This is a genomic window from [Mycobacterium] fortunisiensis (assembly GCF_019050325.1).
GTDB classification, from domain to species: Bacteria; Actinomycetota; Actinomycetes; order Mycobacteriales; family Mycobacteriaceae; genus Mycobacterium; species Mycobacterium fortunisiensis.
Genome location: NZ_VOMB01000020.1, coordinates 174100 through 198189 on the forward strand (window position 1 = coordinate 174100; position 24090 = coordinate 198189).

The window sequence follows — 24090 nt, forward strand, 5'->3', positions numbered from 1 at the left end:
GGTGAGGATGATCGCCGCAGTTCACTGGCGTAGCGCACTACTCACGACCGGGCGTGCGGACCGGGCCATCATCAGATCATGACGCTGGTTTCCGATGCCGACCTGCCCAGGCTCGACTACGAACACTGCAACGATCCCGCCGACGTGCACCGGCTGATCGCGCAGGCCCGGGCGCAGGCGCCCATCGCCATCGGGCCGCACGGACCCGAACTGCTCAGCTACGACCTGGTCCGCGCGGCGCTGCGCGACAACCGGTTCGAGGTGCCCCGGGGCATGTTCCTGGCCGCGCAGGGCATCACGTCGGGTCCGCTGTGGGAACGGGCGAACAACAGCCTGCTCGGCCTGGACGGCGAGTCGCACACCCGGCTGCGGCGGCTGGTCGCCAAGGCGTTCGCCCCGCGCAACGCCGAGAGGCTGCGCGACACCTGCATCGCCATCGTCACCGAGCTCACCGACCCACACCTGGCCGCCGGGCACTGCGACGTGGTCGCCGACATCGCGGTGCAGTATCCGATTCCGGTCATCTGCGCGCTGCTGGGTGCCCCGCGCGGCGACTGGCCGCTGTTCTCCCGCTGGGCCGACGACATCTTCAAGATGTTCAGCTGGGACCTCGGTGAGCATGCCGAGTCGGTCGAGGCGGCTTGGCGGCAACTCGACGACTACGTCGACGACATGGTGGCCCGGCGCAGCTGCACGCTGACCGACGACCTGCTCTCGGATCTGATCCGGGCCGAGGTCGACGGCGACCGGCTCAACCACGCCGAGTTGCAGATGCTGGCCGGCGGGGTCCTGCTGGCCGGAACCGACACCACCCGCAACCAACTCGCCGCCGCCGTTCAGGTGCTGTGCGACTACCCCGACCAATGGCTGCTGCTGGCCGAAAAACCGGACATGGCGCCGCTTTTCGTCGATGAGCTGCTGCGCCACACCCCGATCGCGATGAGCACGGTCCGTATCACCCGCGACGACGTCGACCTGGGCGGGCTCACCATCGCCGCGGGCACCCAGGTGGCGCTGAACATCGCCGCGGCCAACCGTGATCCGCAGGTGTACGACGACCCCGAACGCTTCGACGTCAACCGGGTCGGGCCGCCGGCGATGATGACGTTCGGCGGCGGGCTGCACTACTGCCTCGGGGTGCACCTGGCCCGGGTCGAACTCACCGAGGCCCTGCGCGTGCTGACCGGCAAGCTGCACAACCCGCGATGCGACGGCCGGCCACCGTGGAAGCCGATGACCGGTATCACCGGCCCGGCCACGCTGCCGGTCACCTTCGACGCCGCCTGAACAGCTGGGACCTGGTCCGGGCCGAGCCGTCGACGTAGGCTGAAAAACGGCCGGGACATCACCTCCGACGCCGGCCACCGTGGCAATGAACGCGTGGAACCTGCGGCAGAGCACCGAACGTCGATACCAGGACCGCCGCGAGGCGGGCCGGGTCCTGGCCGGACAGCTGGCGTCCTATCGGGGCCGGCCAGACCTGCTCGTGCTGGGACTGGCCCGGGGCGGGGTTCCCGTCGCCGCCGAGGTCGCGTCCTACCTGCATGCCCCGCTGGATGTCTTCGTGGTCCGCAAGCTGGGGGTGCCGCAGTGGCCCGAACTGGCGATGGGCGCGGTGGCCTCCGGCGGCGGTCTGGTGCTCAACCGTGCGCTGGTGGACCGACTGGGCATCGACGACGACGCCATCGTCGCGGCGATCCGGCGCGAGACGGCCGAGGTGGAACGACGCGAGCAGGCCTATCGGGGTGGGCGGGCGGCGCCCGAACTGACCGGCCGGACGGTCATCCTGGTCGATGACGGTATCGCCACCGGCGCCAGCATGCTGGCCGCGGTGCGGGCCGTGCGACCGGCCAGACGCGTGGTGGTGGCCGTCCCGGTGGGACCGCCGACCCTCGGCAGTGAACTGAGCGACGAGGCCGACGAGGTGGTGTGTGCCAGCCGCCCGCCCCAGTTCGAAGCGGTGGGCCAGGCGTTCGCCGATTTCCACCAGGTCAGTGATGACGAGGTTCGCCGCCTCCTGGCCGCGGCGGCCACCAGTACCGGTTAGTTCTGGTACTTGTCCGCCGATTCGTCGGGGACGACATCCTCTTCGGTGGCGTCGGGCTCGACAGCGACGTCCGACTCCGGTTCGGCCACCAGCTCATCGGGATAGTCCACCGGCTCGTCCACCGCATCGATGACCTCGGTGGCATCGGCTGTCCCGGCGGCCTCCGAGGATTCCGACGGCACGCCTTCCGCGCCGGATTTCGTCCCCCGGGACCGCTCCCGCAGCGCATCCACGATCAGCAGAAGCACACCGATCACGCTGGCACCGATACAGACCCAGGCGATCAACTCATTGCTGGTGACCACCGCGGTCACCAGCGCAGCCAGGCCGATGACGGCAAGCACGAGCGCAATGATCAACATCGTTCAACCCTACGTGTGGTGGTCCCGGGTGGGACCGGTTCGCAACAGTGCCGGGAACGCTCTTGGCTGGTTAGTTGTTGCCGCGGTTGAACTGGCCGAAACCTGCCGAGTCGTTGTTGGCGCTGGAATCCACCGGTGCGGCCGAGCCGCGCTGGCCCAGCTCTTCCAGCTGAGATTCCAGGTAGGTCTTCAGACGGGTCCGGTATTCACGCTCGAACGTACGCAGCTGCTCCAGGCGGCCCTCCAGGACCGTGCGCTGCTGGTTGATCGTGCCCATGATCTCGGAGTGCTTCCGCTCGGCGTCGGCCTGCAGGGCGTCGGCCTTCTCCTGGGCCTGCCGCAGCTGGGTCTCCGACCGGGTCTGCGCATCGGCCAGCATGGCGTCGGCGCGGGTGCGGGCCTCCGACACAGTGGTCTCAGCGGTCTTGCGGGCATCGCTGACCATGGCGTCGGCCTGGGCGCGGGCATCCGAGAGCAGCTTCTCCGACTCGGCCTTGGCCGTGGACGTCAGGCGGTCGGCGGTGTCCTGGGCCAGGCTCAGCACCCGGGCGGCACGCACGGCGGTGTCCTCGCTGGGCGGCGCGGCAGGGGCGGCCGGCGCCGGCGGGGCCTCGTACACCGGTTGGGGTGCCGGGGTGGGCTCGGGCTCGGGTTCGTAGAGCGGGATCGACGACGAAGACGACGCACCGCCGCCGGCGCGTGCCGTGGCCAGCTCCTGATCGAGCTCGGACACCCGCTGCCGCAGATCGGCGTTCTCCTCGATGAGCCGAGTCAGCTCGTTCTCAACCAGATCGAGAAAGGCATCGACCTCGTCCTCGTTGTAGCCACGTTTGCCGATGGGCGGCTTGCTGAACGCGACGTTATGGACGTCCGCTGGTGTGAGCGGCATTGTCTGCCCCCTTGAAGTCTTGGACCGTCAACCGATCTCAAAGTGTAAAGCCTTGTTTGAACGCAACTGGCGTCCATCCTGTCACACCAGACCCGGCGGTTGCAGTAGAGGCCTATTTTTAAGAACGAATTTCAATCTTCTTACGCATTTGTGGAGCGCCCGGCAAACCCCGAGATCCCGGCCGGCAGCACCGGTTCATCCGCGGTGCTACATCGCGGCGTTGAATGCCAACTGCATGCCGATGAAGGCCGCCAGCAGCAGCACCATGATCGACAGATCGAAGCGCACCGCGCCCACCGTGAGCTGCGGAATGAGCCGCCGCAACAGTTTCACCGGGGGGTCGGTCACGGTCATGATGGCCTCCAGCACGACCACGGTCAGCCCCTTGGGATGCCAGTCGCGGCTGAACGACCGGATGAACTCGACGACCACACGCGCGATGAGCAGCAGCCAGAAGATGAACAGCGCGAAACCGAGAATTTCGAAGAACAGCGACAACTGAGCCGACCTCACCTACAGCAGGATGTGTGACATTGGATACAGGTCGCCGTGGGTCGGACACATCTCACACAGACGATGTGGTCAACCGGTAGTGCGACGCCGCCAGCCTACCCGGGCCGTTGCCGGTCGATCGGGTGCGCGGCGCCGTCGCGCCGGCCTACTGATAGGCGTAGAAGCCCGCCTCGGCGATCCGACGCCGCTGCTCAGCACTGACGTCGACGTCAGCCGGCGACAGCAGGAACACCTTCGTGGCCACCTTGTCGAACGAGCCGCGCAGGGCGAATGCCAGGCCCGCGGCGAAATCGACCAGACGCTTGGCGTCGGCGTTGTCCATCGAGACCAGATCCATGATCACCGGGGTGCCGTCGCGAAACCGCTCGCCGATGGTGCGGGCTTCGCTGTAGTCCTTGGGCCGCAGCGTGGTGATCTTCGCCAGTGGGCTGCCGGCTTCGAACAGCTCGGCCATCCGGCGGGGATCCATCGCCAGCGCACCCCGGGTCGATCCGGCCAGGGAGCCCAGACGCGGTGCCGGCCGGTCGAATTCGCGGGGAGCGCGCATCCGGGCATCGAACCGTGGCTCGTCGGCGAAACCACCGGCGTAACCACCGCGGTAGGCCGGACCCTCGTCGTACTCGGGGCCCTCGTAGCCGTAGCCGTCTTCCTCGAAGCGCTCGTCACGTGGCCGACGGGCGTAGCTGCGAGCGCCACCACGATCTGCCCCACGATCATCGTCCTCGTAGTACTCGTCGTCGTAGTCCTCCATCGGCGCCATGCCGAAGTAGGCCTTGACCTTGTGCAGTGTGCTCATCTCGGCGACCCTTCTGCAGACCGTGGGAGTGGTGATGTCTGTGATGAAGATGTGACTGGTGTGACTACTGCCGGTGACGTTAGCGGGCGTTGCCCCATGAGCGCGGTACCGACACGCACACAGGTCGATCCGTGTTTGACCGCACTTTCGAGGTCACCGGACATGCCGGCAGACAGTTCGAGTCGGTGCTGGTAGTCGCGTTGCACCCGGTCCCGCTCGGCGGCCAACCGGGAGAAAGCCTCGTCAGGATCGGACTGCAGCGGCGGAATCCCCATCAACCCGGCGAACTCGAGCCCCGCAGCGGTGTTCGCTGAGCCACAGATTTCGTCGACGAGATCCTGGTCGTTCACGTCCACACCGCCCCGGCCGGCATCGCCGTCGAGACTGATCTGGATGTAGATGCGCAGCGGATGTGACCGGGCGCCGGCCGACAGCGCCTCGGTCGCCGCCCGGTCCAGGGCCCGCAGCAGGCGCAGGCTGTCCACCGAGTGCGCGGTGTGCGCCCACCCGGCAACCGCGCGCGCCTTGTTCCGCTGGATGCGTCCCACCATGTGCCAGCGAATCGGCGCATCCGGCAATTCCGCGCGAACCGCATCGACTTTATTGGCCGCTTCTTGTTCGCGGGATTCACCAAATGCCAGGCAACCCAATTGGTTGAGAATAATGACATCAGAAGCGGGAAAGTATTTCGTAATCGGCAGCAATTCAATGTCATTTACATTTCGCCCGCACAATTCTGCCGCCCGCGCCAGACGCGCCCGCGTCGCACCCAGCGCGGCGGTCAATTCGGCCGTCCGATCGGCATCACGCCCGCGCTGTCCGGTGCTCATCTCGAACTCACTCCGGCTCCATCCACACCACACTGGCCAGCCGACCCGTCTGCGCGTCGCGGCGATGGCTGAACAGCGCGCGGTCGGCGACCGTACAGCGCGGGTCCACATCGATCGCGGTGACACCCAAAGCCTTTAACTGCCGGGCGATTCCGGCCCGCAGATCCAGGCCGGCCGTGCCCCGGGCGGTGGTCGTACGGGACCCCGGCAGCGCCGCCTCCACATCGGCGGCCATCGCCTCGGGCACCTCGTAGTTGGCCCCACTGACGGCCGGACCGAGCAACACCGAGATATCCCCGACGTCTGCGCCGGCAGCCACCATCGCCTCCAGCGTGCGCGCGACGATACCTTTTTGTGCGCCCACCCGTCCGGCATGAACAGCGGCGACGACACCGACCCGGGCGTCGCCCATTAATACCGGCACACAATCGGCCGTCACCACAACCAAAGCCAAACGCGGGATCGAGGTCACCAAAGCGTCGGTATTTTCCACCGCGTCCTCGCGCGGGCCGTCCACCGTGGCGACGTGATCGCTGTGCACCTGATTCATCCAGACCAGCGCATCGGCGCCGACCGCGGCGGCCAACCGCGCCCGGTTGGCGGACACCGCCTGCGCGTCGTCGCCGACGTGGTCGCCGAGGTTGAACGAATCGAACGGCGGTGCCGAGACACCGCCGGCGCGGGTCGTGGTGACCCGCCGAATACGCACACTCACGATCCCAGTATCCGAGCCACCCGCGAGACCCGGATCAGTGCCGCATGAACGGCGGCACGTCGACATCGTCGTCGGCGATCCCGCCGTCGTCACCGCCCACGCTGACCGTGGCACCGTTGGTGGGCGCCGGGACACTCGCGGCGTCCGTGGGCTCGAACAGCGACGTGGTCACCTTGCCGGCCCGGCCCGAGGCGATCGGCTGGGTCTGCGCCGCGCTCGGACTGACCACCGGCTTTCGGCTCGGCCCGGCGCTGTCGAAGCCGGCCGCGATGACGGTGACCCGCACCTCGTCACCGAGCGAGTCGTCGATCACGGTGCCGAAGATGATGTTGGCCTCGGGATGTGCGGCATCCTGGACCAGCGAGGCGGCCTCGTTGATCTCGAACAGGCCCAGGTCACTGCCACCGGCCACCGAGAGCAGCACGCCCTGCGCGCCTTCCATCGAGGCCTCCAGCAGCGGCGAGTTGATCGCGATCTCGGCGGCCTTGAGCGCCCGGCCGTCGCCGCGCGCCGAACCGATGCCCATCAGCGCGGTGCCCGCGCCGCTCATCACACCCTTGACATCGGCGAAGTCGACGTTGATCAGACCGGGGGTGGTGATCAGATCGGTGATCCCCTGGACACCGTTGAGCAGCACCTCATCGGCGCTGCGGAACGCGTCCATCAGCGACACCGCGGCATCACCCATCTGCAGCAGCCGATCGTTGGGGATCACGATGAGGGTGTCGCAGCTCTCGCGCAGGGTCTGAATGCCGTTCTCGGCCTGGTTGCTTCGGCGCTTGCCCTCGAACGAGAACGGCCGGGTGACGACGCCGACGGTGAGAGCTCCGAGCTTTCGCGCGATCGAGGCGACGACGGGGGCGCCACCGGTGCCGGTGCCGCCGCCCTCACCGGCGGTGACGAACACCATGTCGGCACCGCGCAGCAGTTCCTCGATGTCGTCCTTGGCATCCTCGGCCGCCTTGCGGCCCACCTCGGGATCGGCGCCGGCGCCGAGCCCGCGGGTGGAGTCACGGCCCACGTCGAGCTTGACATCGGCGTCGCTCATCAGCAGTGCCTGCGCGTCGGTGTTGATCGCGATGAACTCGACGCCCTTGAGGCCCTGTTCGATCATCCGGTTGACGGCGTTGACGCCGCCGCCGCCGATACCAACCACCTTGATCACCGCGAGGTAGTTATGCGGGGGGGTCATGGATCGTCTTCCTCCCAGGTCGAGTGTTCACAAGTGTTCCTGACGCCGAATCTCCCCGGGGCAAACCCTCAACCTCAACCATAGGCTTAGAGTTATGTCAAGTAGTTCCGCGCAAACAGAACGGTAGGGGGACAACGCCACCGATCGCGGCAGGCGCGCCGACGTGCAGTGTGGCAATTTCGGGCAGATCCCCGCGGGCCTGTGCGGCGCCTACTTCACCGTGGGCAGATCCGGGCTGGAGACGTCGTAGGTGTGCCCCGGCTGGGTGAGCAGGGCCGCCAGCTTGAGCGCCTTCTCGTCGGTCCGCTCGTTGGTCCCCCAGACCACCACGCGGCCGTCGGTCAGCGTCAACGCGATCGAGGCCACCGACGGGGCGGCGATCCGGCCGACCTGGGCCACCACGTCCGGCGGCAGCGCCAGCATCACCTCGAGGGCGGCCTTGGTGGCCGGGTCCTTCGGGCCGGGATGGTCGGTGTCCAGGTAGGGCAGCGTGGGCGGCGGCGGCTCGGTGGCGAAATCGACACCGTCGCGGTCGAACAGATGCGGACCGTCCGGATAGTCCTTGACCACCACCGGCACCCGCTCGACCACGGTGATCCGCAACGTCGACGGATACTCGCGCTGAACCCGCGCCGTGGCGACCCGCCGGATGGTGGCCACCCGCTCGGCCACCGAATCGGTGTCGATCTGCAACAGCGGCGTCCCCGGCACCACCCCGGCCGTCGCCAGCACCTGCTCGACGGGCACCGCCGCCACGCCGTCGACCACCACAGCGCGCGCCGACATCAGCGGCGTGAAATACAGGACCAGGCCAAGTGCCACCGCCACCACCGCGGCCAACGCCGACCACAACAACACCTTCAGACCACGAATCGTGCTGCGCGCCACAGCATTCGGGGTATCAGCCGGCTGGCCGGCAGCGCGGCGCTTGGCCTCACGCCGGGCGTGCTCGATCGCCACTGCCCGATCCCGCGCCGCACGTCGCTCCGCACGTTCTCGCCGGGCGCGGCGCCGGGGGCCTTCGTAATCCTCGGCGGCGGCCGGCGGCATGTCCGGCCGCTGGGGCTCGGCAGCCGCTCCGGGAACCTCGGTCACCTCTTCGGGACCGTCGGGACCCGTCTCGGTCACGGTGAGTCCGTCGACGAACGGCCCGGCGCGCTGCGGTTCGCCTTGATCTGCAGCTCGGTCAGGATCTCCTTGCCGAGCATGGTCACGTCACCGGCGCCCATGGTCAGCACCACATCACCGGATCGGGCCGCGGCAGCCACCACGGCGGCCACCGCCGAGAAATCCGGGACATAGGTGACCGCCGAGCTGACGTGTTCGGCGACCGTCGCGCCGCTCACGCCGGGCAGCGGCTGCTCTCGCGCACCATAGACATCCAGCACGAAAACCTCGTCGGCCGCGCTCAGGGCCGCACCGAACTCGACAGCGAAAGTCGCTGTGCGCGAGTACAAGTGCGGTTGGAATGCCACGATGACCCGGCCGCCGGTCTGGTCCACCAGGGTGCGGGCCGCCGCAAGCGTGGCGCGCACCTCGGTGGGATGGTGCGCATAGTCGTCAAAGACCCGCACCCCGCCGAGGGCTCCCACCAGCTCGAAACGCCTTCGCACACCCTCGAATCCGGCCAGGCCGTCGAGCACCGTCTCGGCCGGTGCACCCACCTCGATGGCCGCCAACAGCGCGCCCAGCGCATTGAGCGCCATGTGCCGGCCGGGCACCGCCAGCCGGATCGCCCGCGGATGCGGCTCACCGGCCAGCTGGATCTGGGCCACTGCGCCGGTCCCCTGCTGCTCCCAACTCACCATGGTGCCGGCGAGCCCCTCGGCCGGCGCACTGCCATAGCGCAGCACCCGGATCCCGAGGGCTTCGGTGTGCGCGGCCAGCGCGGCTGCCCCCGGATCGTCGGAACACACCACCAGGGCCCCGCCCGGCGCGATGCGATCGACGAAGGCCGAGAACACCTCGGTGTAGGCCTGTTCGCTGCCGAAGAAATCCAGGTGGTCGGCCTCGATGTTGGTGACCACCGCGACATTCGGTGCGTACTCCAGCAGCGAGCCGTCGCTCTCGTCGGCCTCGGCGACAAAGCAGGTGCCGCTGCCGTGATGGGCGTTGGTCCCGGCCTCGCCCAGCTCGCCGCCCACGGCGAACGACGGGTCGAAACCGCTGTGCTGCAACGCCACGATGAGCATCGAGGTGGTGGTGGTCTTGCCGTGGGTGCCGGTCACCATCAACGTGGTGTACCCGGCCATGAGCTTGGCGAGCACGACCGGCCGCAGGATGACCGGGACCCCCCGGCGCCGCGCCTCCACCAACTCCGGGTTGGTCTTGGGAATGGCAGCGTGCGTGGTGACCACCGCGGTCGGCCCGCCCGGCAACAGGTCGAGGGCCGACGCGTCGTGACCGATCCGGATCTCGGCGCCGCGCGCCCGCAGTGCCACCACCCCGCGCGACTCTTTGGCATCGGAGCCCGACACCAGGCCGCCGCGGTCCAGCAGGATCCGGGCCACACCCGACATCCCGGCCCCGCCGATCCCCACCATGTGCACCCGCTGCAGTTCAGCCGGGAGGGAATTGCCGTTCACTGCAGCTTCTTTCGTTGAGCATGGGCGAGATCCAGCGCGGCCTGCGCCACCTTCGTGGCGGCGTCGGGATGACCCGACAACGATGCGGCGGCCGTCATCTCCGCCAGCCGCGCGTCATCGGTGAGCAGCGGTGCGACGGTGTCGGCGACGAACTCCGGACTGAGCGCGGCGTCGTCGACGACGAGGCCGCCACCCGCCGACACCACCGGCAGGGCGTTGAGCCGCTGCTCCCCGTTGCCGATCGGCAGCGGCACATACACCGCGGGTAGCCCGACCGCCGTCACCTCGGCGACCGTCATCGCCCCGGACCGGCAGATCGCCAGATCGGCTGCGGCATAGGCCAAATCCATCCGGTCCAGGTACGGCACCGCCACATAGGGCGGTGCCCCCTCCGGCACCGGCGGCAGGTCCAGGGTGTTCTTCGGGCCGTGTGCATGCAGGACCGAGACCCCGGCAGCGGCCAGCGCCGGGGCCGCCGAACAGACCGTGCGATTGATCGACTGTGCTCCCTGCGAGCCGCCGAACACCAACAGCACCTTGGCATCCGGGGGAAAGCCGAAGTAGGACCTGGCCTCGGCGCGCAGCACCGCCCGGTCCAGCGAGGTGATCGCGGCGCGCACCGGCACCCCGACCACCTCGACCTTGCGCAGGCCCGGCTCGGGTACCGCCGCGAGCACCCGGCGCGCCGACATCGCACCGACCCGATTGGCCAGGCCGGCACTGGCGTTCGCCTCGTGCACCACCACCGGGACACCGCGCCGGCGACCGCGCAGGCCGAGGCCGCCACGGGCGGCAAGGTAGGCCGGCAACGCCACATAGCCACCGAACCCGATCACCACATCGGCCTCGACCCGGTTCAGCACCGAGCGGGCCTGGCGGATCGCGGTGCGCACCCGCAGCGGCAGCCGCAACAGATCGCCCGATGGCTTGCGCGGCATCGGCACCGGGGTGATCAGCTCGAGGTCATAGCCGCGCTGTGGCACCAGTCGGGTCTCCAGCCCACGGGCAGTACCGAGCGCGGTGATCCGCACCCGCGGATCGAGTTCCCGCAGCGCATCGGCCACCGCCATCGCCGGCTCGACATGACCGGCCGTACCGCCACCGGCCAGGACGACGGATATCCCCCGCTCCTGCCCCCGAGGACGCGATGTCCCCCGGTCGCTCGTGCCCGCTCTCACCCGTAACGCTGACCTTCCAGAGTTCGGCCCCGATGGCCCTGTTTCCGCTGGCCTGCACCATATCGGACCGCGGACCTGGCACCGGAGGCCGGCTGTTGGCCGCTGGCCCGCCCCGACCGGCGGACGGGACGGTCACCGCTGCGCGGCGAGCGGCGTGCTGCGGGCTGCCCGGCCCCGGCCTTATTGGCCCTGGCCTGCCTGCCCGCCTGTTTACCGGCCGGCTTCGCACCGGGCTTGCCGTTGGGCTTTCCCGCGCTGCGCGAGGGTGCCTTCCGCCGGTCGTGCAGGCGGTTGCGGGCCACCTCGAGCTTGGTGGGGACATAGGGCTCGGGCAGCGGCAGCCGCAACAGCCGGTTCACCCGATCGTCGCGCCCGGCCCGCAGCGCCGCCACGGCCTCGGGTTCGTGCCGGGCCGCATTGGTGATCAGCCCCATCATCAGAAGCGTTGTGGCCTGCGACGATCCGCCAGCCGAGATCAGCGGCAGCTGCAGCCCGGTGACCGGCAGCAACCCCACCACGTAACCGACGTTGATGAACATCTGACCGACCACCCACAGCGTGGTGGTGGCGGCCAGCAGGCGCAGGAACGGATCGGCCGAGCGCCGGGCGATCCGGGTGCCGGTGTAGGCGAAGAGGCCGAACAGGGCCAGCAATCCCACCGCGCCGACGAATCCCAGTTCCTCACCGATGATCGCGAAGATGAAGTCGTTGTGCGCGTTGGGCAGGTAGTTCCACTTCGCGGTGCCCTGGCCCAGCCCGTCGCCAAAGATGCCGCCGTTGGCCAGAGCGAACCGGGCCTGGCGGGATTGGTACCCGATGCCCTGTGAATCCGCCGCCGGGTCGAGCCAGGACTGCACCCGGTCGGACCGGTAGCCCGCCGACAGCGCCAGTGCGCCGGCTGCCAGCACCGCGGCCGCCAGGGAGGACAGGAACACCCGCAGCGGAAGCCCCGCGTACCACAGCAGGCCGAGCAGGATGATGCTGAGCGAGACGGTCTGCCCGAGGTCGGGCTGGGCCACGATCAACGCCAGGGCGATCACCGCGGCCGGCACCAGCGGGATCAGCATCTCGCGCAGTGAGGCCCGCTCCATCCGTCGGGCCGCCAGCAGGTGTGCCCCCCAGATGGCGAAGGCGATCTTGGCCAGCTCCGAAGGCTGCATGGAGAACCCGGCGACGACGAACCACCCGCGGGAACCGTTGGCCACCTTGCCGATTCCTGGGATGAGCACCAGCACCAACAGCAGGATCGTGAAGGCGAACCCGGGGAAGGCCAGCCGGCGCAGGGTGCGCACCGAGATCCGCAACGCCAGGTAGAACGCGATCAGTCCGATGACCGTCCACAGCACCTGGCGGCCGAACACTGCCCAGGGCGACCCGTCGAAGTCGTAGGAGTACACCCCCGACGCGGAGAGCACCATGATCAGGCCCAGTGTGGTGAGCAGCGCGGTGACCGCGATGATCAGGTGGAACGAGGTCATCGGGCGGCCCAGCCAGACGCCGAACCGGGTGCGCGGCGCGGCGGTCACCTTCCCGGTGGAGCCGGTGGCGGTATCGCCGGTATCGCCGGTCGCGTCGGCACCGCCGTGGCGCAACCGGGCCAGGATGCTGGCCACGTTCCCTACCCGATCGCGGCGCGGACGGCGCCGGCGAACGCATCGCCGCGCTGGCCGTAGCCGCTGAACTGGTCGAAGGATGCGCCTGCCGGGGCCAGCAACACGGTGTCACCCGGTGCGGCCAGCCCGCGGGCGGCATCCACGACCGCCGCCATGACCGCGTCGGAGACCGGACGGTCGCCCACGTCGATCACACGAGTCACATGATCACCAATAGACTCATTTGTCTCAAGCACCCCAGAATCCTCCCCCGCCACAACCTCGACGACGGGGACATCCGGGGCGTGTCGCGATAACGCATCGGCAACCATCTGCCGGTCCCGACCGATCAACACCACCCCGACCAGGCGATTCGCCACCTGTCGGACCAGCTCATCGACCGAAGCACCCTTCAGCAAGCCCCCGGCCACCCAGACCACCCGGTCGAACGCGGTGATCGAGGCCTGCGCGGCATGCGGGTTGGTGGCCTTGGAATCGTCGACGTAGCGCACCCCGCCGGCTGCCCCGACCAGTTCCGCGCGGTGCCGCCCGACCTGGAAGGACGCCAGCGCAGCCGCAATCGATTCCGGAGCCACCCCCACGGCACGGGCCAGCGCCGCGGCTGCCAGCGCGTCGAGCACCCCGACCGGCCCCGCCACCGAGATCGTCGCGGTCTCAGCCAACTCGACATCGGCGTCGAAGGCGCGATCGACGAGCTTGCCCGCGCGCACCCCGAGTTCACCGACCGCCGGTTCCCCGAGCCGGAACCCGACCCGCACCGGTGCCGCCGCAGACTCCAGCAACCCGGCCGCCACCGGATCGTCCAAGCCCACCACCGCCACCCGGCCGGACAACGCCCTGGCCTTGTCGGCGGCATAGGCGGCCATCGAACCGTGCCAGTCCAGATGGTCCTCGGCCACGTTGAGCACCACCCCGGCCTCCGGGCGCAGCGACGGTGCCCAGTGCAGCTGAAAACTGGAAAGCTCCACCGCCAGCAACTCCGCGGGCTGCGCCAGCACGGCCAGCACCGGATCACCGATGTTGCCGCACAACAGACTTCGCCGTCCGTCGGCCAGCAGCATGTCGTGCAACATCGAGGTGGTGGTGGTCTTGCCGTTGGTTCCGGTGACCACCAGCCAGCGCCGGGGCGCACCGTAACGGCCCGCGGTATCCAGCCGCCAGGCCAGCTCCACGTCGCCCCAGATCGGTACCCCGGCCGCGGCCGCGGCCGTCAGCACAGGAGCCGTGGGCGGAAACCCCGGGCTGGTGACCACCAGCGCGTAGTCGGCGATGCCGGCAATGGCTGCAGCCGGATCGACGACGTCGGTGCCCTGCTCGCGATAGGCCCGCAGGGCGTCGTCCCGGTCGTCGCACAGCGTCGCAGCCACGTCCAGCGGTGCCAGCGCCGCCAGCACGGCACGTCCGGTCACCCCCGCACCGGTCACCAACACCCGGGCACCCGGGGTCAGCAGCGACAACACCTCGTGACCGCCGGATGGGCCGGCCATGTCAGGCCCCGACTGCGGTGAGCCACTCGCTGTAGAACAGCGCCACCCCGAGGCCACAGGCAATCGCCGTCAGCAGCCAGAACCGGATGATCACCGTGGTTTCGGCCCAACCCACCAGCTCGAAATGATGATGGAACGGCGCCATCCGGAACACCCGCCGACCCGTGGTGCGGAACGCCAGGATCTGCACCACCACCGAGGTCACCTCGGCCACGAACAGGGCGCCCAGCACCACCGCGAGAATCTCGGTGCGGCTGGTCACCGACAGCCCGGCGATGATGCCGCCCAGGGCCAGCGATCCGGTGTCGCCCATGAAGATCTTGGCCGGCGCGGCATTCCACCACAGGAATCCGATGCAGGCACCCGCGGTTGCGGCGGCGATGATGGCCAGGTCCAGCGGGTCGCGCACGTTGTAGCAGCCCAGGCCCGGCGCCGTGGCGCAGGCGTTGCGGTACTGCCAGAAGGTGATCAGCACGTAGGCCGCACACACCATCGCCATCGCGCCGGCGGCCAGCCCGTCCAGCCCGTCGGTGAAGTTCACCGCATTGGACCAGGCACTCACCAGCACCACGCAGAACAGCACGAACACCCACGACGCCAGGGTCACGGTGGCGATCTCACGGACGTAGGACAGCTCGGCGCTGCCCGGGGTCAGGCCGTCGCCGTTGCGGAACTGCAGCACCAGCACGCCGAACAACACCGCCGCCGTCAGCTGGCCGACGGTCTTGGCGGTCTTGTTCAACCCCAGGTTGCGCGAGCGCCGCAGCTTGATGAGGTCGTCGACGAAGCCGACCAGTCCAAGCATCGTGGCCAGCGCCAACACCAGCAGGCCCGAGGCCGACGGGCCGTCACCGCCCAGCGCCACCCCGACCAGATGGGTGCCGAGGTAGGCCGCCCAGATGCCGGCCACGATCGCCACCCCGCCCATCGACGGGGTGCCGCGCTTCTTGGCATGGCTGGCCGGGCCGTCCTCGCGGATCTCGTGTCCCAGCCCACGCTTGGTGAACAGCCGGATCAGCGCCGGGGTGAGCAATATCGAGACCGTCAGTGCGATACCGACGGCGATCAGGATGAGCTTCATCGGGCGGCATTCCGATCCACGGCGTCAGCTGCGCCGTCGACGTCAACCAGCGCATCGGCCAGCGCACCCAACCCCACCGAGTTGGAGGCCTTCACCAGCACCACGTCCCCGGGGGCCAGTTCGGCCTGCAACAGCTCCAGCGCGGCGTCGACATCGTCAACCATCGTGGACTCAGATCCCCAGGAACCCTCCATCACCGCGCCGTGGTGCATGGCGTTCATAGTCCTCCCGGTTCCGACGACGATTAACCGAGACACATCTAAGCGCACCGCGAACCGTCCGATGGCGTCGTGCTCGGTTATCGCCTCGTCTCCGAGTTCGCCCATCTCCCCCAGCACCGCCCAGCTGCGCCGCTTCCCGCCCGGCTCACCGGGGTGCTGCCGGGCCATCCACGCCAGTGCCTTGAGGCCGGCCCGCATGGAATCCGGATTGGCGTTGTAGGCGTCGTTGATCACCGTCACCCCGTCGGCCCGGGTGAGCACCTGCATCCGGTTCCGCGACACCGGGCCCGCCCCGGCGAGCGACGAGGCCACCTGATCCAGATCGGCGCCGCACGCCACCGCAACCGCGGCCGCACACAGCGCATTGCCCACCTGGTGATCGCCGTGCACCGCCAGCGCCACCTCGGTTTCCCCGCCGCCGGCGTGCAGGGTGAACCGCGGCCGGGCCAGCTCGTCGAGGGTGACCGGGCCGGCCCAGACGTCGACCTGCGAACCGGGCTCGCGCGAAACCCGCACCACCCGCGCCGCGGTCTGACCGGCCATGGCTGCCACGGCGGAATCGTCGACGTTGAGCACGACCACGCCGGAGGCCGGAACAGCTTGGGGCAACTCGGCTTTGGTGCTCGCGATCACCTCCCGCGAGCCGAACTCGCCGAGATGGGCGGTCCCCACATTGAGTACCACCGCGATCTGCGGCGGGGCGATGGCGGCCAGCGCGGCGATGTTGCCCAGATGCCGGGCCGACATCTCCAGGATCAGGTAATCGGTCTGTGGTGTCGCACGCAGCACGGTCCACGGGTGTCCCAGCTCGTTGTTGAACGAGCCCGGCGGCGCAACCACCTCCCCGAGCGGCGCCAGCACGGCGGCCAGCAGGTCCTTGGTCGAGGTCTTACCCGACGATCCCGTCACCCCGATGATCGTCAGCCCGCCGGCGACCAGCTCTTCAGCCACCGCGGCCGCAAGCTTCGCCAACGCCGCCAACACCGCAGCCCCCGAACCATCGGTGTCGAATTCCAAAGCGCCCGAAGACACGTCGACACCCCGACCGGACTCACCGGGCTGCTTCACGATGATGGCCGGCACCCCCACCGGGCGCGCGGCCAGCACCGCGGCCGCGCCCGCGGCCACCGCCGCCGGGGCGAAGTCGTGGCCGTCCGACCGGGCGCCCGGCAGCGCCAGGAACAGCCCGCCCGGCCCGATCGCGCGGGAATCGAATTCCACCGTGCCGGTGACGCGGGTGGCAGCCGCTTCGTCCGCCGTGATGTCGGCCAGCTCACCGCCGACAATCTCGGCGATCCTGGCGATGCTCATCTCGATCACGTGCCCGACTCCCCTGCCTTGACTGCGTCCAACGCTGCCGCCAACTCCTCGCGATCATCGAACGGCCGGGTGTGGCCGCCACTGGTCTGCCCGCTCTCGTGGCCCTTGCCGGCAACCAGAACGATGTCGCCGGGGCCGGCCCAACGCACCGCGTACTCGATCGCCGCGCGCCGGTCGCCGATTTCGGTCACCCCGCCCCCGGTCGCGGCGCCCGCCGCCCCGGCCACGATCGCCGCCCGGATCGCCGCGGGGTCCTCGTCGCGGGGATTGTCATCGGTGACGACGACGAGATCGGCCAGTTCCGCGGCGACCTGCCCCATCGGCTCGCGCTTGCCCGCGTCCCGGTTGCCGCCGGCGCCGAACACCACCGCGATGCGCCGCGGGCCGGAGGCACGGAGGGTCTCCAGCACCGCCTGCAGCGCACCCGGCTTGTGCGCGTAATCGACCAGGGCCAGAAACGGCTGCCCACGGTCGATCGGCTGCAGCCGGCCGGGGACGGTCGCTGCCCGCAGCCCCGGGGCCGCCTGCTCGGGCGCCACGCCGGCCCCGTCGAGCAGCGCGATCGCCAGGGCCGCGTTGGCGACGTTGTATCCGCCGGTCAGCCCGATCCGCAGATCGTGGTGCACACCGGCCGGATCCACGAGGGTGAACTGCTGTGATCCGACGCCGACCGCCGTGATGTCCGTGGCCTGCCAGTCCGCCGGGGCACCCGTGGCGCTGACGGTCGTGACCTTCTCGGCCCGACGGGCCATCGCCGCGCCCCACTCGTCGTCGACACAGATCACCGCCGTCGCGGCGTGATCGGGAGACCCGGGGTCGAAGAGCCGGGCCTTGGCCTCGAAGTAATCGGCCATCGTGGGGTGGAAATCCAGGTGATCGCGCGACAGGTTGGTGAAGCCGCCCAGGGCGAAGTCGATCCCGTCGACGCGCCCCTGCACCAGCGCGTGGCTCGACACCTCCATCACCACGGTGTCGACGCCGCTCTCGACCATCAGCGCCAGCAGCGCCTGCAGATCCGGGGCCTCCGGCGTGGTCAGGGCACTCGGCAGATCGCGCCCGGCAATACGCACACCCACCGTGCCGATCAGACCGGCCACCCGGCCCGCGGCCCGCAGGCCGGCCTCCACCAGATAGGTCGTGGTGGTCTTGCCCGAAGTCCCGGTGACCCCGATGACCGTCAACCGCTCGGACGGCCGGCCGTACACCTGCGCCGCCACCTGGCCCAGCACCGAGCGCGGGTCGGGATGGATCAGCACCGGCACCGTCAGGCCGCCCAGTTCGGCGGCACCGGCGGCATCGGTGAGCACCGCGACCGCCCCGGCGGCGACCGCGTCGGCCGCATAACGCGCTCCGTGCACCGCCGCGCCCGGGAGTGCGGCGAACAGGTCTCCCGGCTGGGCGTCCTGCCCCCGCAGGATCACGCCGGTGATCCGGAGATCCGGCAGGTCGGGTCCGGCGGCAGGGACCGCCTGAATCTGTTCGGCGAGCGGCGCAAGGTGGTGGCCGGCGGGACGACTGGGACGCAGCTTCATGGCCATGCCACAGTACCCATCGACGGTCAGGTCGCCTGCAAGGTCAACCGTGGACCGGGATCGGGTGACAGCGGGACGTTGTGACGCTGCAGCAGCCACGAGGCGATGTCGTGGAACAACGGTGCCGCCGACGACCCCGGGGAACCGTCGGCCGCGCGGTGCGGGGCGTCCATCATGATGCCGACGACGTAGCGCGGATCGTCCGCGGGCGCCATGCCGGCGAAGGTGATCCAGTAGACATCGTCGTAGTAGCAGCCGCAGGCCGGGTTGATCTGCTGGGCGGTGCCGGTCTTGCCGGCGATCTGATAGCCCTCCACCGCCGCCTGCGGACCCGTGCCCTGCTGATAGCCCATCGGGTCATGCTGCACGACGGCACGGAACATGTTGCGCACCGTGCGCGCGGTCTCGGCCGAGACCACCCGGACCCCGTCCGGGCGGGGCTCGTCGGTGCGGGTGCCGTCCGGCTCGATGGTCGACTTGATGATCCGCGGCGGGACGCGCACCCCGTCGTTGGCGATCGACTGGTACATGCTGGTCATCTGCAGCAGCGTCATCGAAAGGCCCTGCCCGATCGGCAGGTTCGAGAACGAGCTGCCTGACCACTGGTCTATGGGCGGCACCAGACCCGAGCTCTCACCGGGCAGTCCGACGTCCGTGCGCTGGCCCAACCCGAACTTGCGAACCATGTCGTAGAACCGCTCCGGGCCGATGCGTTGGGCCAGCATCAGCGTGCCCACGTTCGACGACTTCCCGAACACCCCCGTGGTGGTGTACGGCATCACGCCGTGGTTCCAGGCGTCACTCACGGTGACCCCACCCATGTCGATGGAGCCCGGCACCTGCAACACCTCGTCGGGGGTGGTCAAGCCGAGTTCGATGGCCGTCGCGGCGGTGATGATCTTGTTCACCGAGCCCGGCTCGAACGGCGAGGACACCGGCAGGTTGCCCATCTGCCGGTTCTCCTGACGGCCGATGTCCTGGCTTGGATCGAACGTGTTGTCGTTCGACATCGCCAGTACCTCACCGGTTTTCGCATCGAGGACGACGGCCGACACGTTCTTGGCGCCGGAGGCGTTCCTGGCCAGCTGGACCTGCTGCTGGACGTGGTACTGGATGTCGTCGTCCAGGGTCAACTGCACCGTGGAACCGTCGACCGCATTGTGTCGGTTGCGGTAACTGCCGGGGATCACCACACCGTCCGAACCCCGGTCGTAGGTGACCGAGCCGTCGGAGCCGGCCAGCACCGCGTCGAGCGAATCCTCCAGCCCCAGCAGCCCGTGGCCGTCCCAGTCGATCCCACCGACGATGTTGGCCGCCAGCGATCCGCCCGGGTATTGGCGCAAATCCTGCCGTTCGGCACCGACTTCGGGGAACTCCGTGGTGATCGCGCTGGCGATCGCCGGGTCGACCGCACGGGCCAGATACACGAAAGTCTCGTTGCTCCTGAGCTTTTTCAGCACGGTCTTGTAGTCGGGCCGGTTGTCCAGCCGGGTGGAGATCTCCTTGGCGATATCCATCAGCCGACGATCCGGATCCGGCGCCTCGTCGGATTTGGCCTTGGCCTCGGCCAGTTGCTTGCGAACCCGGACCGGCTGGAACGTCAGCGCCTTGGCCTCGATGGTGAACGCCAGCTTGTCGTTGTTGCGGTCGACGATGCTGCCCCGGATGGCCGGGTTCACGTCGGTGACCTTGAGCTGACTGGCGGCCTCGGCGCGCAGCCCCGCGGCCCGGGGCACCTGGAGCACGAACAGCTGTACCGCGGCGATCAGTAGCACCGCGAACATGACGACGTTGCCCGCGCGGTGCCGGAACACGAAAGAGGAGCTGCGCAAACCGGTTTCGGTGGACGTGGCGATACGGATACGGCGATTCCGGGCCTCGTGCCCCGGACCCGGCGACGCCTTCTCGGCCCGCTGCGGCTTGGCCGGCCGGCGTGGGTGACCCGGACCGCGGTTCACTCGGCCGGTCCCGGAACGCCGGCGGCCGTGGGCACACCGCCCACGCCGGCCGGGACGTGCACGGCCGGCGCCACCGGTGGGCTGAACTGCTCCACCGGGGTGACCGGCGGCGCCACCGCGAGCGGCACCGGTGCGGCCGGTACCGGCAGGGCCGGACCCGGCGCGATCGGCACCCCGGGCACGGGCAGCTGCGCCGGAGCGTCCAACGGCACCTGCGCAACCGGGCCGGGCGCCGACGGCAGAGCTGCAGCACCCCCGTGGGCGACATCTGGCTGCGGAGCTGCCGGTGGGACGGCATTCGGTGCCGCCGGCGGGACGGCCTGTGGCACAACCATCCCCGGGAGTCCCGGAAGTCCGGGAATACCCGGGGATGCCGGAGTGGCCGCCGACGGCGTCCGCACCGTCAGCTCGCGCGGGTCGACGACGCGGGGGGCCGGCCGCGCGGGCGGGGCCGGTGGGGCCTCCTCGGGCAGCGGCGTGTTCAGCGGCGGTGGCGGCACACCCTCGGCCGGCTTCGGGGTACCGACCACCGTCCAGTGGCCTGCCGGGTCCTGCACCAGGTGCGCGGTGTCACGCGACGGGATCATGCCCAGATTGCGCGCCGACTCCGCCAGCGCGGGGGCCGCCTGCGCCTCGAGGACATCGCGCTCGAGCGCCTCTTTCTGTTGCAGCAGGCCCTCATTGACCTGGCGGGCGTGGCCCAACTGGTAGGACCGCTCGGCTGAGCCGGTCGAGAGCCAGAGCGTGACCGCCAGTCCGATGCCCAACGCCGCGATGACGAGCACCACGAACGGGACCCGCGAGATCAGGACCCGCGGATTGAGCTCGACCGAGGCCAGCCGGACCAGCAGACGTTCCCGCAGCCGGACCCGCAGCGGGGGGCGGACAACTTTGGGGGCCTTTGCCTTTCGCGCCTTCGCCCGGGCCTTGGCCTGGCTGGCGCTCTTGGGCCGGACCGGACGGGTGCCGGGCCGCTGAATCGGGCCGGTACCCGGCGCGGTGCGGGCCGGTCGCTGTTCGGGGGCCGGCCGACGCTTGCGCGGTGGTGCCTGCTCGGTGCGCCGCCCGCTGCCCCGGGTGGGCCGCGCCGGCTGGCGCGCCCCCCGCCTGCGGTCTACCTCACGCGGCTGCTCAGGTCGCTTCACCTTCACGAGTTGCCCCCTTCCCCAACCTTTTCCAGTGCCCGCAGCCGCACCGGGGCGCTACGTGGATTGCGATCGATCTCAGCTTGGCGGGCCTTTTCGGCACCGCGGGTCAGCGTGACGAATTCGGGTTCGTGGCCGGGCAGCTCGATGGGCAGCCCGGGCGGGGTGCGCGACGCGGTGGCCGCGGCGAACGCCTGCTTGACGATCCGGTCCTCCAGCGACTGGTAGGACATCACCACGATGCGTCCGCCGTCGTTCAACGCAGCCAACGCCGCCGGCAACGCGGCCCGCAACGAGTCCAGTTCCCCGTTGACGGCCACCCGCAGCGCCTGGAACGTCCGTTTGGCCGGATGACCTCCGGTTCGGCGGGCGGGCGCCGGAATCGCCTCGTACAGCAGCTCGACCAGTTCGGCGGTGCTGGAAAACGGTTGCTGCGCACGTCGTTTGAGTACTTTGTCGGCGATCCGGCCGGCGAACCGCTCCTCACCGAAATCGCGCAGGATCCGGGCGATCGACTTGGCGTCGTACGTGTTGAGTATCTCGGCGGCCGTCAGCGGGGCGTCTGGGTCCATCCGCATGTCCAGCGGCGCATCGGCCGAATAGGAGAATCCGCGCTCGGTCTGGTCGAGCTGCATCGAGGAGACCCCGAGGTCGAACAGCGCGCCGTCGATCCGGCGGAAGCCGCATTCCGCGATCGCCGCGGTGATCCCGTCATAGCGGGTCCGCACCGGCCGGAACCGGTCTCCGAACGGGGCCAGCCGGGCACTGGCGGTGCCGAGCGCATTCGGGTCGCGGTCCAGTCCGATCACCTGCAGGCCACCGAACTCGGTCAGAAAGCGTTCGGTATGGCCGCCCGCTCCGAGCGTGGCGTCGACCAGCACCGCGCCGGACCCGTCGGCGTGCACCCGGGTGAGCGCCGGGGCCAGCAACTCGACGCAGCGGTCGAGCAGAACCGGGATGTGCCCGTGCTCTTGGGGATCTGTGTGGTCTGGGGAGTCGGGCACCGCTGAAACACCTCCGCTCGGATTGGCCCCTGCACCGGGGTCTCTGTCCGAATTCACGGACCTGGCGTTGGGGAAGTACGCCAGGGCCAATTCGGGCAGAGGCCGCGTTGCACGGGCTAAGTCCAGGCCGGCCGCCGGTTCGCCGGCCGTGTCAGCGGCTCCATCAGAGAATGTCGCGCGCAGTGTCATCGGTGGCCGCGGAGAAGTGCTCTTCGTGGGTCTGCTGGTAGGCCTGCCATGCTTCGGCGTCCCAGATCTCCAGGTAATCGACCGATCCGATCACCACACATTCCTTGGACAGGCTCGCGTAGCGACGGTGATCCGCAGACAGGGTGATCCGGCCCTGGCTGTCCGGACGCTGTTCATCGGCCGCCGCAGCGAACACCCGCAACTGCGCGCGACGTTCCGGATTCGCCTTGGCGTCTTCGACCGCCTTACGTGCGCGGTCCTCGAACTCGTCCCGCGGGTACACGGCCAGGCTGTGATCTTGGCCCTTGGTGACCATCAACCCTCCTGCCAGTGCGTCGCGGAACTTGGCGGGCAGCGTGAGCCGCCCCTTGTCGTCGAGCTTGGGCGTGTAGGTACCCAGAAACATCTGGACACCTCCCGCCACCGGAGTTCGGATCCCGTGTCGCTTCCGAGATCCAGGCCCGGCCTTCTTGCCCTTCAACGGGGCTCCGTTTTCCCCGTTGGCCGCCACTTTACCCCACAATCCCCCACTTTGCTCCATTTAGTGAGGCGAGTTTGGGCCAGCTCCCCACCAGCACCCCCGAAATACCCTCGACCGCCGCGGTCCCAGTCGGCCATCGCGCGGCAAGAAGCAGAAAAACCGCAGGTAGATACCTACGGTTCGAAGGTGGGGCGTTGTGGGGCAACGATTTCACAACAACGCCGGCTTTCCCCCACCCGGCCCCACCTGCCTCGCCGCGCAAGCCAGTCCGGCGTGTCGCTGGACCATTCCGCCGGCACACAAAAAAGGGGCAACCCTTACGGGCTGCCCCTTGGAACCGTGGACCGGCTCAGTCGTCGAACCGGCGCCGGAACCGATCTTCCATGCGGGTGGTGAACGACCCACCGCCACCACGCTGCCGGCGTTGACGTGGCGCGCCACCGGAACCCTGCGCCCCGCGATCGCGAACGCCGGTGATCCGCGGGCCGGTGACGGCGAACACCACACCACCGAACATCACCACGAAACCCGCCACCGACAGGATCGGGAACCCACCGACCATCGTGGCCTTCACCGCCACACCGATGACCAACAGCGCCAAGCCCACCACGAAGAGCAACGCGCCCTGAAGTCTGCGCCGAGCCGAAGGCGCGCGTAACGTCCCACCACGAACGCTCGAGGCGAACTTGGGATCCTCGGCATAGAGCGCGCTCTCGATCTGATCGAGCATGCGCTGCTCATGATCGGAGAGTGGCATTCGTCCCTCCTTGCCGACGCCGCCGTCGCGATTCAAAATTTGACATGCCCGCAATCACGGGCACCTAAGCCTAATGATACGAGGTCGATCCGAGCCGTACCACCTTGTTCGCAGTCGATTGTAGGTCGTTGTCGAAGTCCGCGGCCTACGGGACCGAGGGTCCCGCCACCGGATAATGGCCGAAGATAATGGGCT

22 protein-coding genes are annotated in these 24090 nt (G+C 69.4%); 2 read left to right on the forward strand and 20 right to left on the reverse strand.

The features are described from left to right. The first annotated feature begins 78 nt into the window (after positions 1–78). Together FR943_RS16835 and FR943_RS16840 are read left to right on the forward strand one after the other, a co-directional pair. A complete protein-coding gene (locus FR943_RS16835; protein WP_217159212.1) occupies positions 79–1287 on the forward strand; it encodes a cytochrome P450 in 1209 nt (402 codons plus the stop codon). Positions 1288–1372: 85 nt separating this feature from the next. Continuing rightward, entirely contained in the window at positions 1373–2047 is a 675-nt protein-coding gene (locus FR943_RS16840) for a phosphoribosyltransferase (RefSeq protein WP_217159702.1), read from the forward strand. On the opposite strand, the gene FR943_RS16845 is transcribed toward FR943_RS16840, so the two are convergent. The 20 genes from FR943_RS16845 to FR943_RS16940 form a co-directional block, all read right to left on the reverse strand. Further along, on the reverse strand, positions 2044–2409 hold the full coding sequence (locus FR943_RS16845; RefSeq protein ID WP_217159214.1) for a hypothetical protein: 366 nt from the start codon (positions 2407–2409) through the stop codon (positions 2044–2046). The two genes, FR943_RS16840 and FR943_RS16845, sit on opposite strands and share 4 nt — an antisense overlap. Before the next feature lie 70 nt (positions 2410–2479). After that, a complete protein-coding gene (wag31, locus tag FR943_RS16850) occupies positions 2480–3298 on the reverse strand; it encodes a DivIVA-like cell division protein Wag31 (protein WP_217159217.1) in 819 nt (272 codons plus the stop codon). A gap of 207 nt (positions 3299–3505) precedes the next feature. Next, a complete protein-coding gene (locus tag FR943_RS16855; protein WP_217159703.1) occupies positions 3506–3796 on the reverse strand; it encodes a YggT family protein in 291 nt (96 codons plus the stop codon). 160 nt (positions 3797–3956) lie between these two features. Beyond that, on the reverse strand, positions 3957–4607 hold the full coding sequence (locus tag FR943_RS16860; RefSeq protein ID WP_217159219.1) for a cell division protein SepF: 651 nt from the start codon (positions 4605–4607) through the stop codon (positions 3957–3959). Continuing rightward, positions 4604–5437: a YggS family pyridoxal phosphate-dependent enzyme gene (locus FR943_RS16865; protein WP_217159221.1), complete on the reverse strand. Its 834-nt coding sequence runs from the start codon at positions 5435–5437 to the stop codon at positions 4604–4606. Before FR943_RS16865 ends, FR943_RS16860 begins: the two co-directional genes overlap by 4 nt. Positions 5438–5444: 7 nt before the next feature. Further along, the gene (pgeF, locus tag FR943_RS16870; protein ID WP_217159224.1) at positions 5445–6152 is read right to left on the reverse strand and encodes a peptidoglycan editing factor PgeF; all 708 of its coding nucleotides are present in this window, start codon (positions 6150–6152) and stop codon (positions 5445–5447) included. A gap of 34 nt (positions 6153–6186) precedes the next feature. Next, positions 6187–7344 carry a cell division protein FtsZ gene (gene ftsZ / locus FR943_RS16875; protein ID WP_217159227.1) on the reverse strand — a complete coding sequence of 386 codons (1158 nt, stop codon included), beginning with the start codon at positions 7342–7344 and terminating at the stop codon, positions 6187–6189. 210 nt (positions 7345–7554) lie between these two features. Next, entirely contained in the window at positions 7555–8472 is a 918-nt protein-coding gene (locus tag FR943_RS16880; RefSeq protein ID WP_372448168.1) for a cell division protein FtsQ/DivIB, read from the reverse strand. Further along, the gene (gene murC, locus FR943_RS16885) at positions 8469–9929 is read right to left on the reverse strand and encodes a UDP-N-acetylmuramate--L-alanine ligase (RefSeq protein ID WP_217159230.1); all 1461 of its coding nucleotides are present in this window, start codon (positions 9927–9929) and stop codon (positions 8469–8471) included. Before murC ends, FR943_RS16880 begins: the two co-directional genes overlap by 4 nt. After that, a complete protein-coding gene (gene murG / locus FR943_RS16890; RefSeq protein WP_217159232.1) occupies positions 9926–11107 on the reverse strand; it encodes an undecaprenyldiphospho-muramoylpentapeptide beta-N-acetylglucosaminyltransferase in 1182 nt (393 codons plus the stop codon). Before murG ends, murC begins: the two co-directional genes overlap by 4 nt. Next, complete coding sequence (gene ftsW / locus FR943_RS16895; protein ID WP_217159235.1) at positions 11104–12720, reverse strand: putative lipid II flippase FtsW; 1617 nt, start codon at positions 12718–12720, stop codon at positions 11104–11106. The genes murG and ftsW overlap by 4 nt, the downstream gene beginning before the upstream one ends. 5 nt (positions 12721–12725) lie before the next feature. Next, the gene (gene murD / locus FR943_RS16900; protein ID WP_217159238.1) at positions 12726–14207 is read right to left on the reverse strand and encodes a UDP-N-acetylmuramoyl-L-alanine--D-glutamate ligase; all 1482 of its coding nucleotides are present in this window, start codon (positions 14205–14207) and stop codon (positions 12726–12728) included. Between the two features lies 1 nt (position 14208). Beyond that, a complete protein-coding gene (mraY, locus tag FR943_RS16905) occupies positions 14209–15288 on the reverse strand; it encodes a phospho-N-acetylmuramoyl-pentapeptide-transferase (protein WP_217159240.1) in 1080 nt (359 codons plus the stop codon). Further along, a complete protein-coding gene (locus FR943_RS16910; RefSeq protein ID WP_217159242.1) occupies positions 15285–16829 on the reverse strand; it encodes a UDP-N-acetylmuramoyl-tripeptide--D-alanyl-D-alanine ligase in 1545 nt (514 codons plus the stop codon). The genes mraY and FR943_RS16910 overlap by 4 nt, the downstream gene beginning before the upstream one ends. Continuing rightward, on the reverse strand, positions 16826–18367 hold the full coding sequence (locus FR943_RS16915; protein WP_217159245.1) for a UDP-N-acetylmuramoyl-L-alanyl-D-glutamate--2,6-diaminopimelate ligase: 1542 nt from the start codon (positions 18365–18367) through the stop codon (positions 16826–16828). Before FR943_RS16915 ends, FR943_RS16910 begins: the two co-directional genes overlap by 4 nt. Before the next feature lie 20 nt (positions 18368–18387). Continuing rightward, on the reverse strand, positions 18388–20223 hold the full coding sequence (locus tag FR943_RS16920) for a peptidoglycan D,D-transpeptidase FtsI family protein (protein ID WP_372448178.1): 1836 nt from the start codon (positions 20221–20223) through the stop codon (positions 18388–18390). A gap of 92 nt (positions 20224–20315) precedes the next feature. Then, on the reverse strand, positions 20316–21470 hold the full coding sequence (gene ftsL / locus FR943_RS16925; RefSeq protein WP_217159250.1) for a cell division protein FtsL: 1155 nt from the start codon (positions 21468–21470) through the stop codon (positions 20316–20318). Further along, the gene (rsmH, locus tag FR943_RS16930; RefSeq protein WP_246585074.1) at positions 21467–22657 is read right to left on the reverse strand and encodes a 16S rRNA (cytosine(1402)-N(4))-methyltransferase RsmH; all 1191 of its coding nucleotides are present in this window, start codon (positions 22655–22657) and stop codon (positions 21467–21469) included. The genes ftsL and rsmH overlap by 4 nt, the downstream gene beginning before the upstream one ends. Continuing rightward, entirely contained in the window at positions 22632–23063 is a 432-nt protein-coding gene (gene mraZ, locus FR943_RS16935) for a division/cell wall cluster transcriptional repressor MraZ (protein WP_217159254.1), read from the reverse strand. Before mraZ ends, rsmH begins: the two co-directional genes overlap by 26 nt. A 424-nt stretch (positions 23064–23487) precedes the next feature. Beyond that, positions 23488–23895 (reverse strand): SCO2097 family morphological protein, encoded by a 408-nt coding sequence (locus tag FR943_RS16940; protein ID WP_217159256.1) that lies wholly within the window; start codon positions 23893–23895, stop codon positions 23488–23490. Positions 23896–24090 lie beyond the last annotated feature (195 nt).

Excerpts from the sequence above, each read along its gene's own strand:
- FR943_RS16835 (WP_217159212.1), top strand. The coding sequence starts at position 79 with ATGACGCTGGTTTCCGATGCCGACCTGCCCAGGCTCGACTACGAACAC.
- FR943_RS16840 (WP_217159702.1), top strand. The coding sequence starts at position 1,373 with ATGAACGCGTGGAACCTGCGGCAGAGCACCGAACGTCGATACCAGGAC.
- FR943_RS16845 (WP_217159214.1), bottom strand. The coding sequence starts at position 2,409 with ATGTTGATCATTGCGCTCGTGCTTGCCGTCATCGGCCTGGCTGCGCTG.
- wag31 (WP_217159217.1), bottom strand. The coding sequence starts at position 3,298 with ATGCCGCTCACACCAGCGGACGTCCATAACGTCGCGTTCAGCAAGCCG.
- FR943_RS16860 (WP_217159219.1), bottom strand. The coding sequence starts at position 4,607 with ATGAGCACACTGCACAAGGTCAAGGCCTACTTCGGCATGGCGCCGATG.
- FR943_RS16865 (WP_217159221.1), bottom strand. The coding sequence starts at position 5,437 with ATGAGCACCGGACAGCGCGGGCGTGATGCCGATCGGACGGCCGAATTG.
- ftsZ (WP_217159227.1), bottom strand. The coding sequence starts at position 7,344 with ATGACCCCCCCGCATAACTACCTCGCGGTGATCAAGGTGGTTGGTATC.
- murD (WP_217159238.1), bottom strand. The coding sequence starts at position 14,207 with ATGGCCGGCCCATCCGGCGGTCACGAGGTGTTGTCGCTGCTGACCCCG.
- mraY (WP_217159240.1), bottom strand. The coding sequence starts at position 15,288 with ATGAAGCTCATCCTGATCGCCGTCGGTATCGCACTGACGGTCTCGATA.
- FR943_RS16915 (WP_217159245.1), bottom strand. The coding sequence starts at position 18,367 with ATGGCCATGAAGCTGCGTCCCAGTCGTCCCGCCGGCCACCACCTTGCG.
- rsmH (WP_246585074.1), bottom strand. The coding sequence starts at position 22,657 with ATGACACTGCGCGCGACATTCTCTGATGGAGCCGCTGACACGGCCGGC.
- mraZ (WP_217159254.1), bottom strand. The coding sequence starts at position 23,063 with ATGTTTCTGGGTACCTACACGCCCAAGCTCGACGACAAGGGGCGGCTC.
- FR943_RS16940 (WP_217159256.1), bottom strand. The coding sequence starts at position 23,895 with ATGCCACTCTCCGATCATGAGCAGCGCATGCTCGATCAGATCGAGAGC.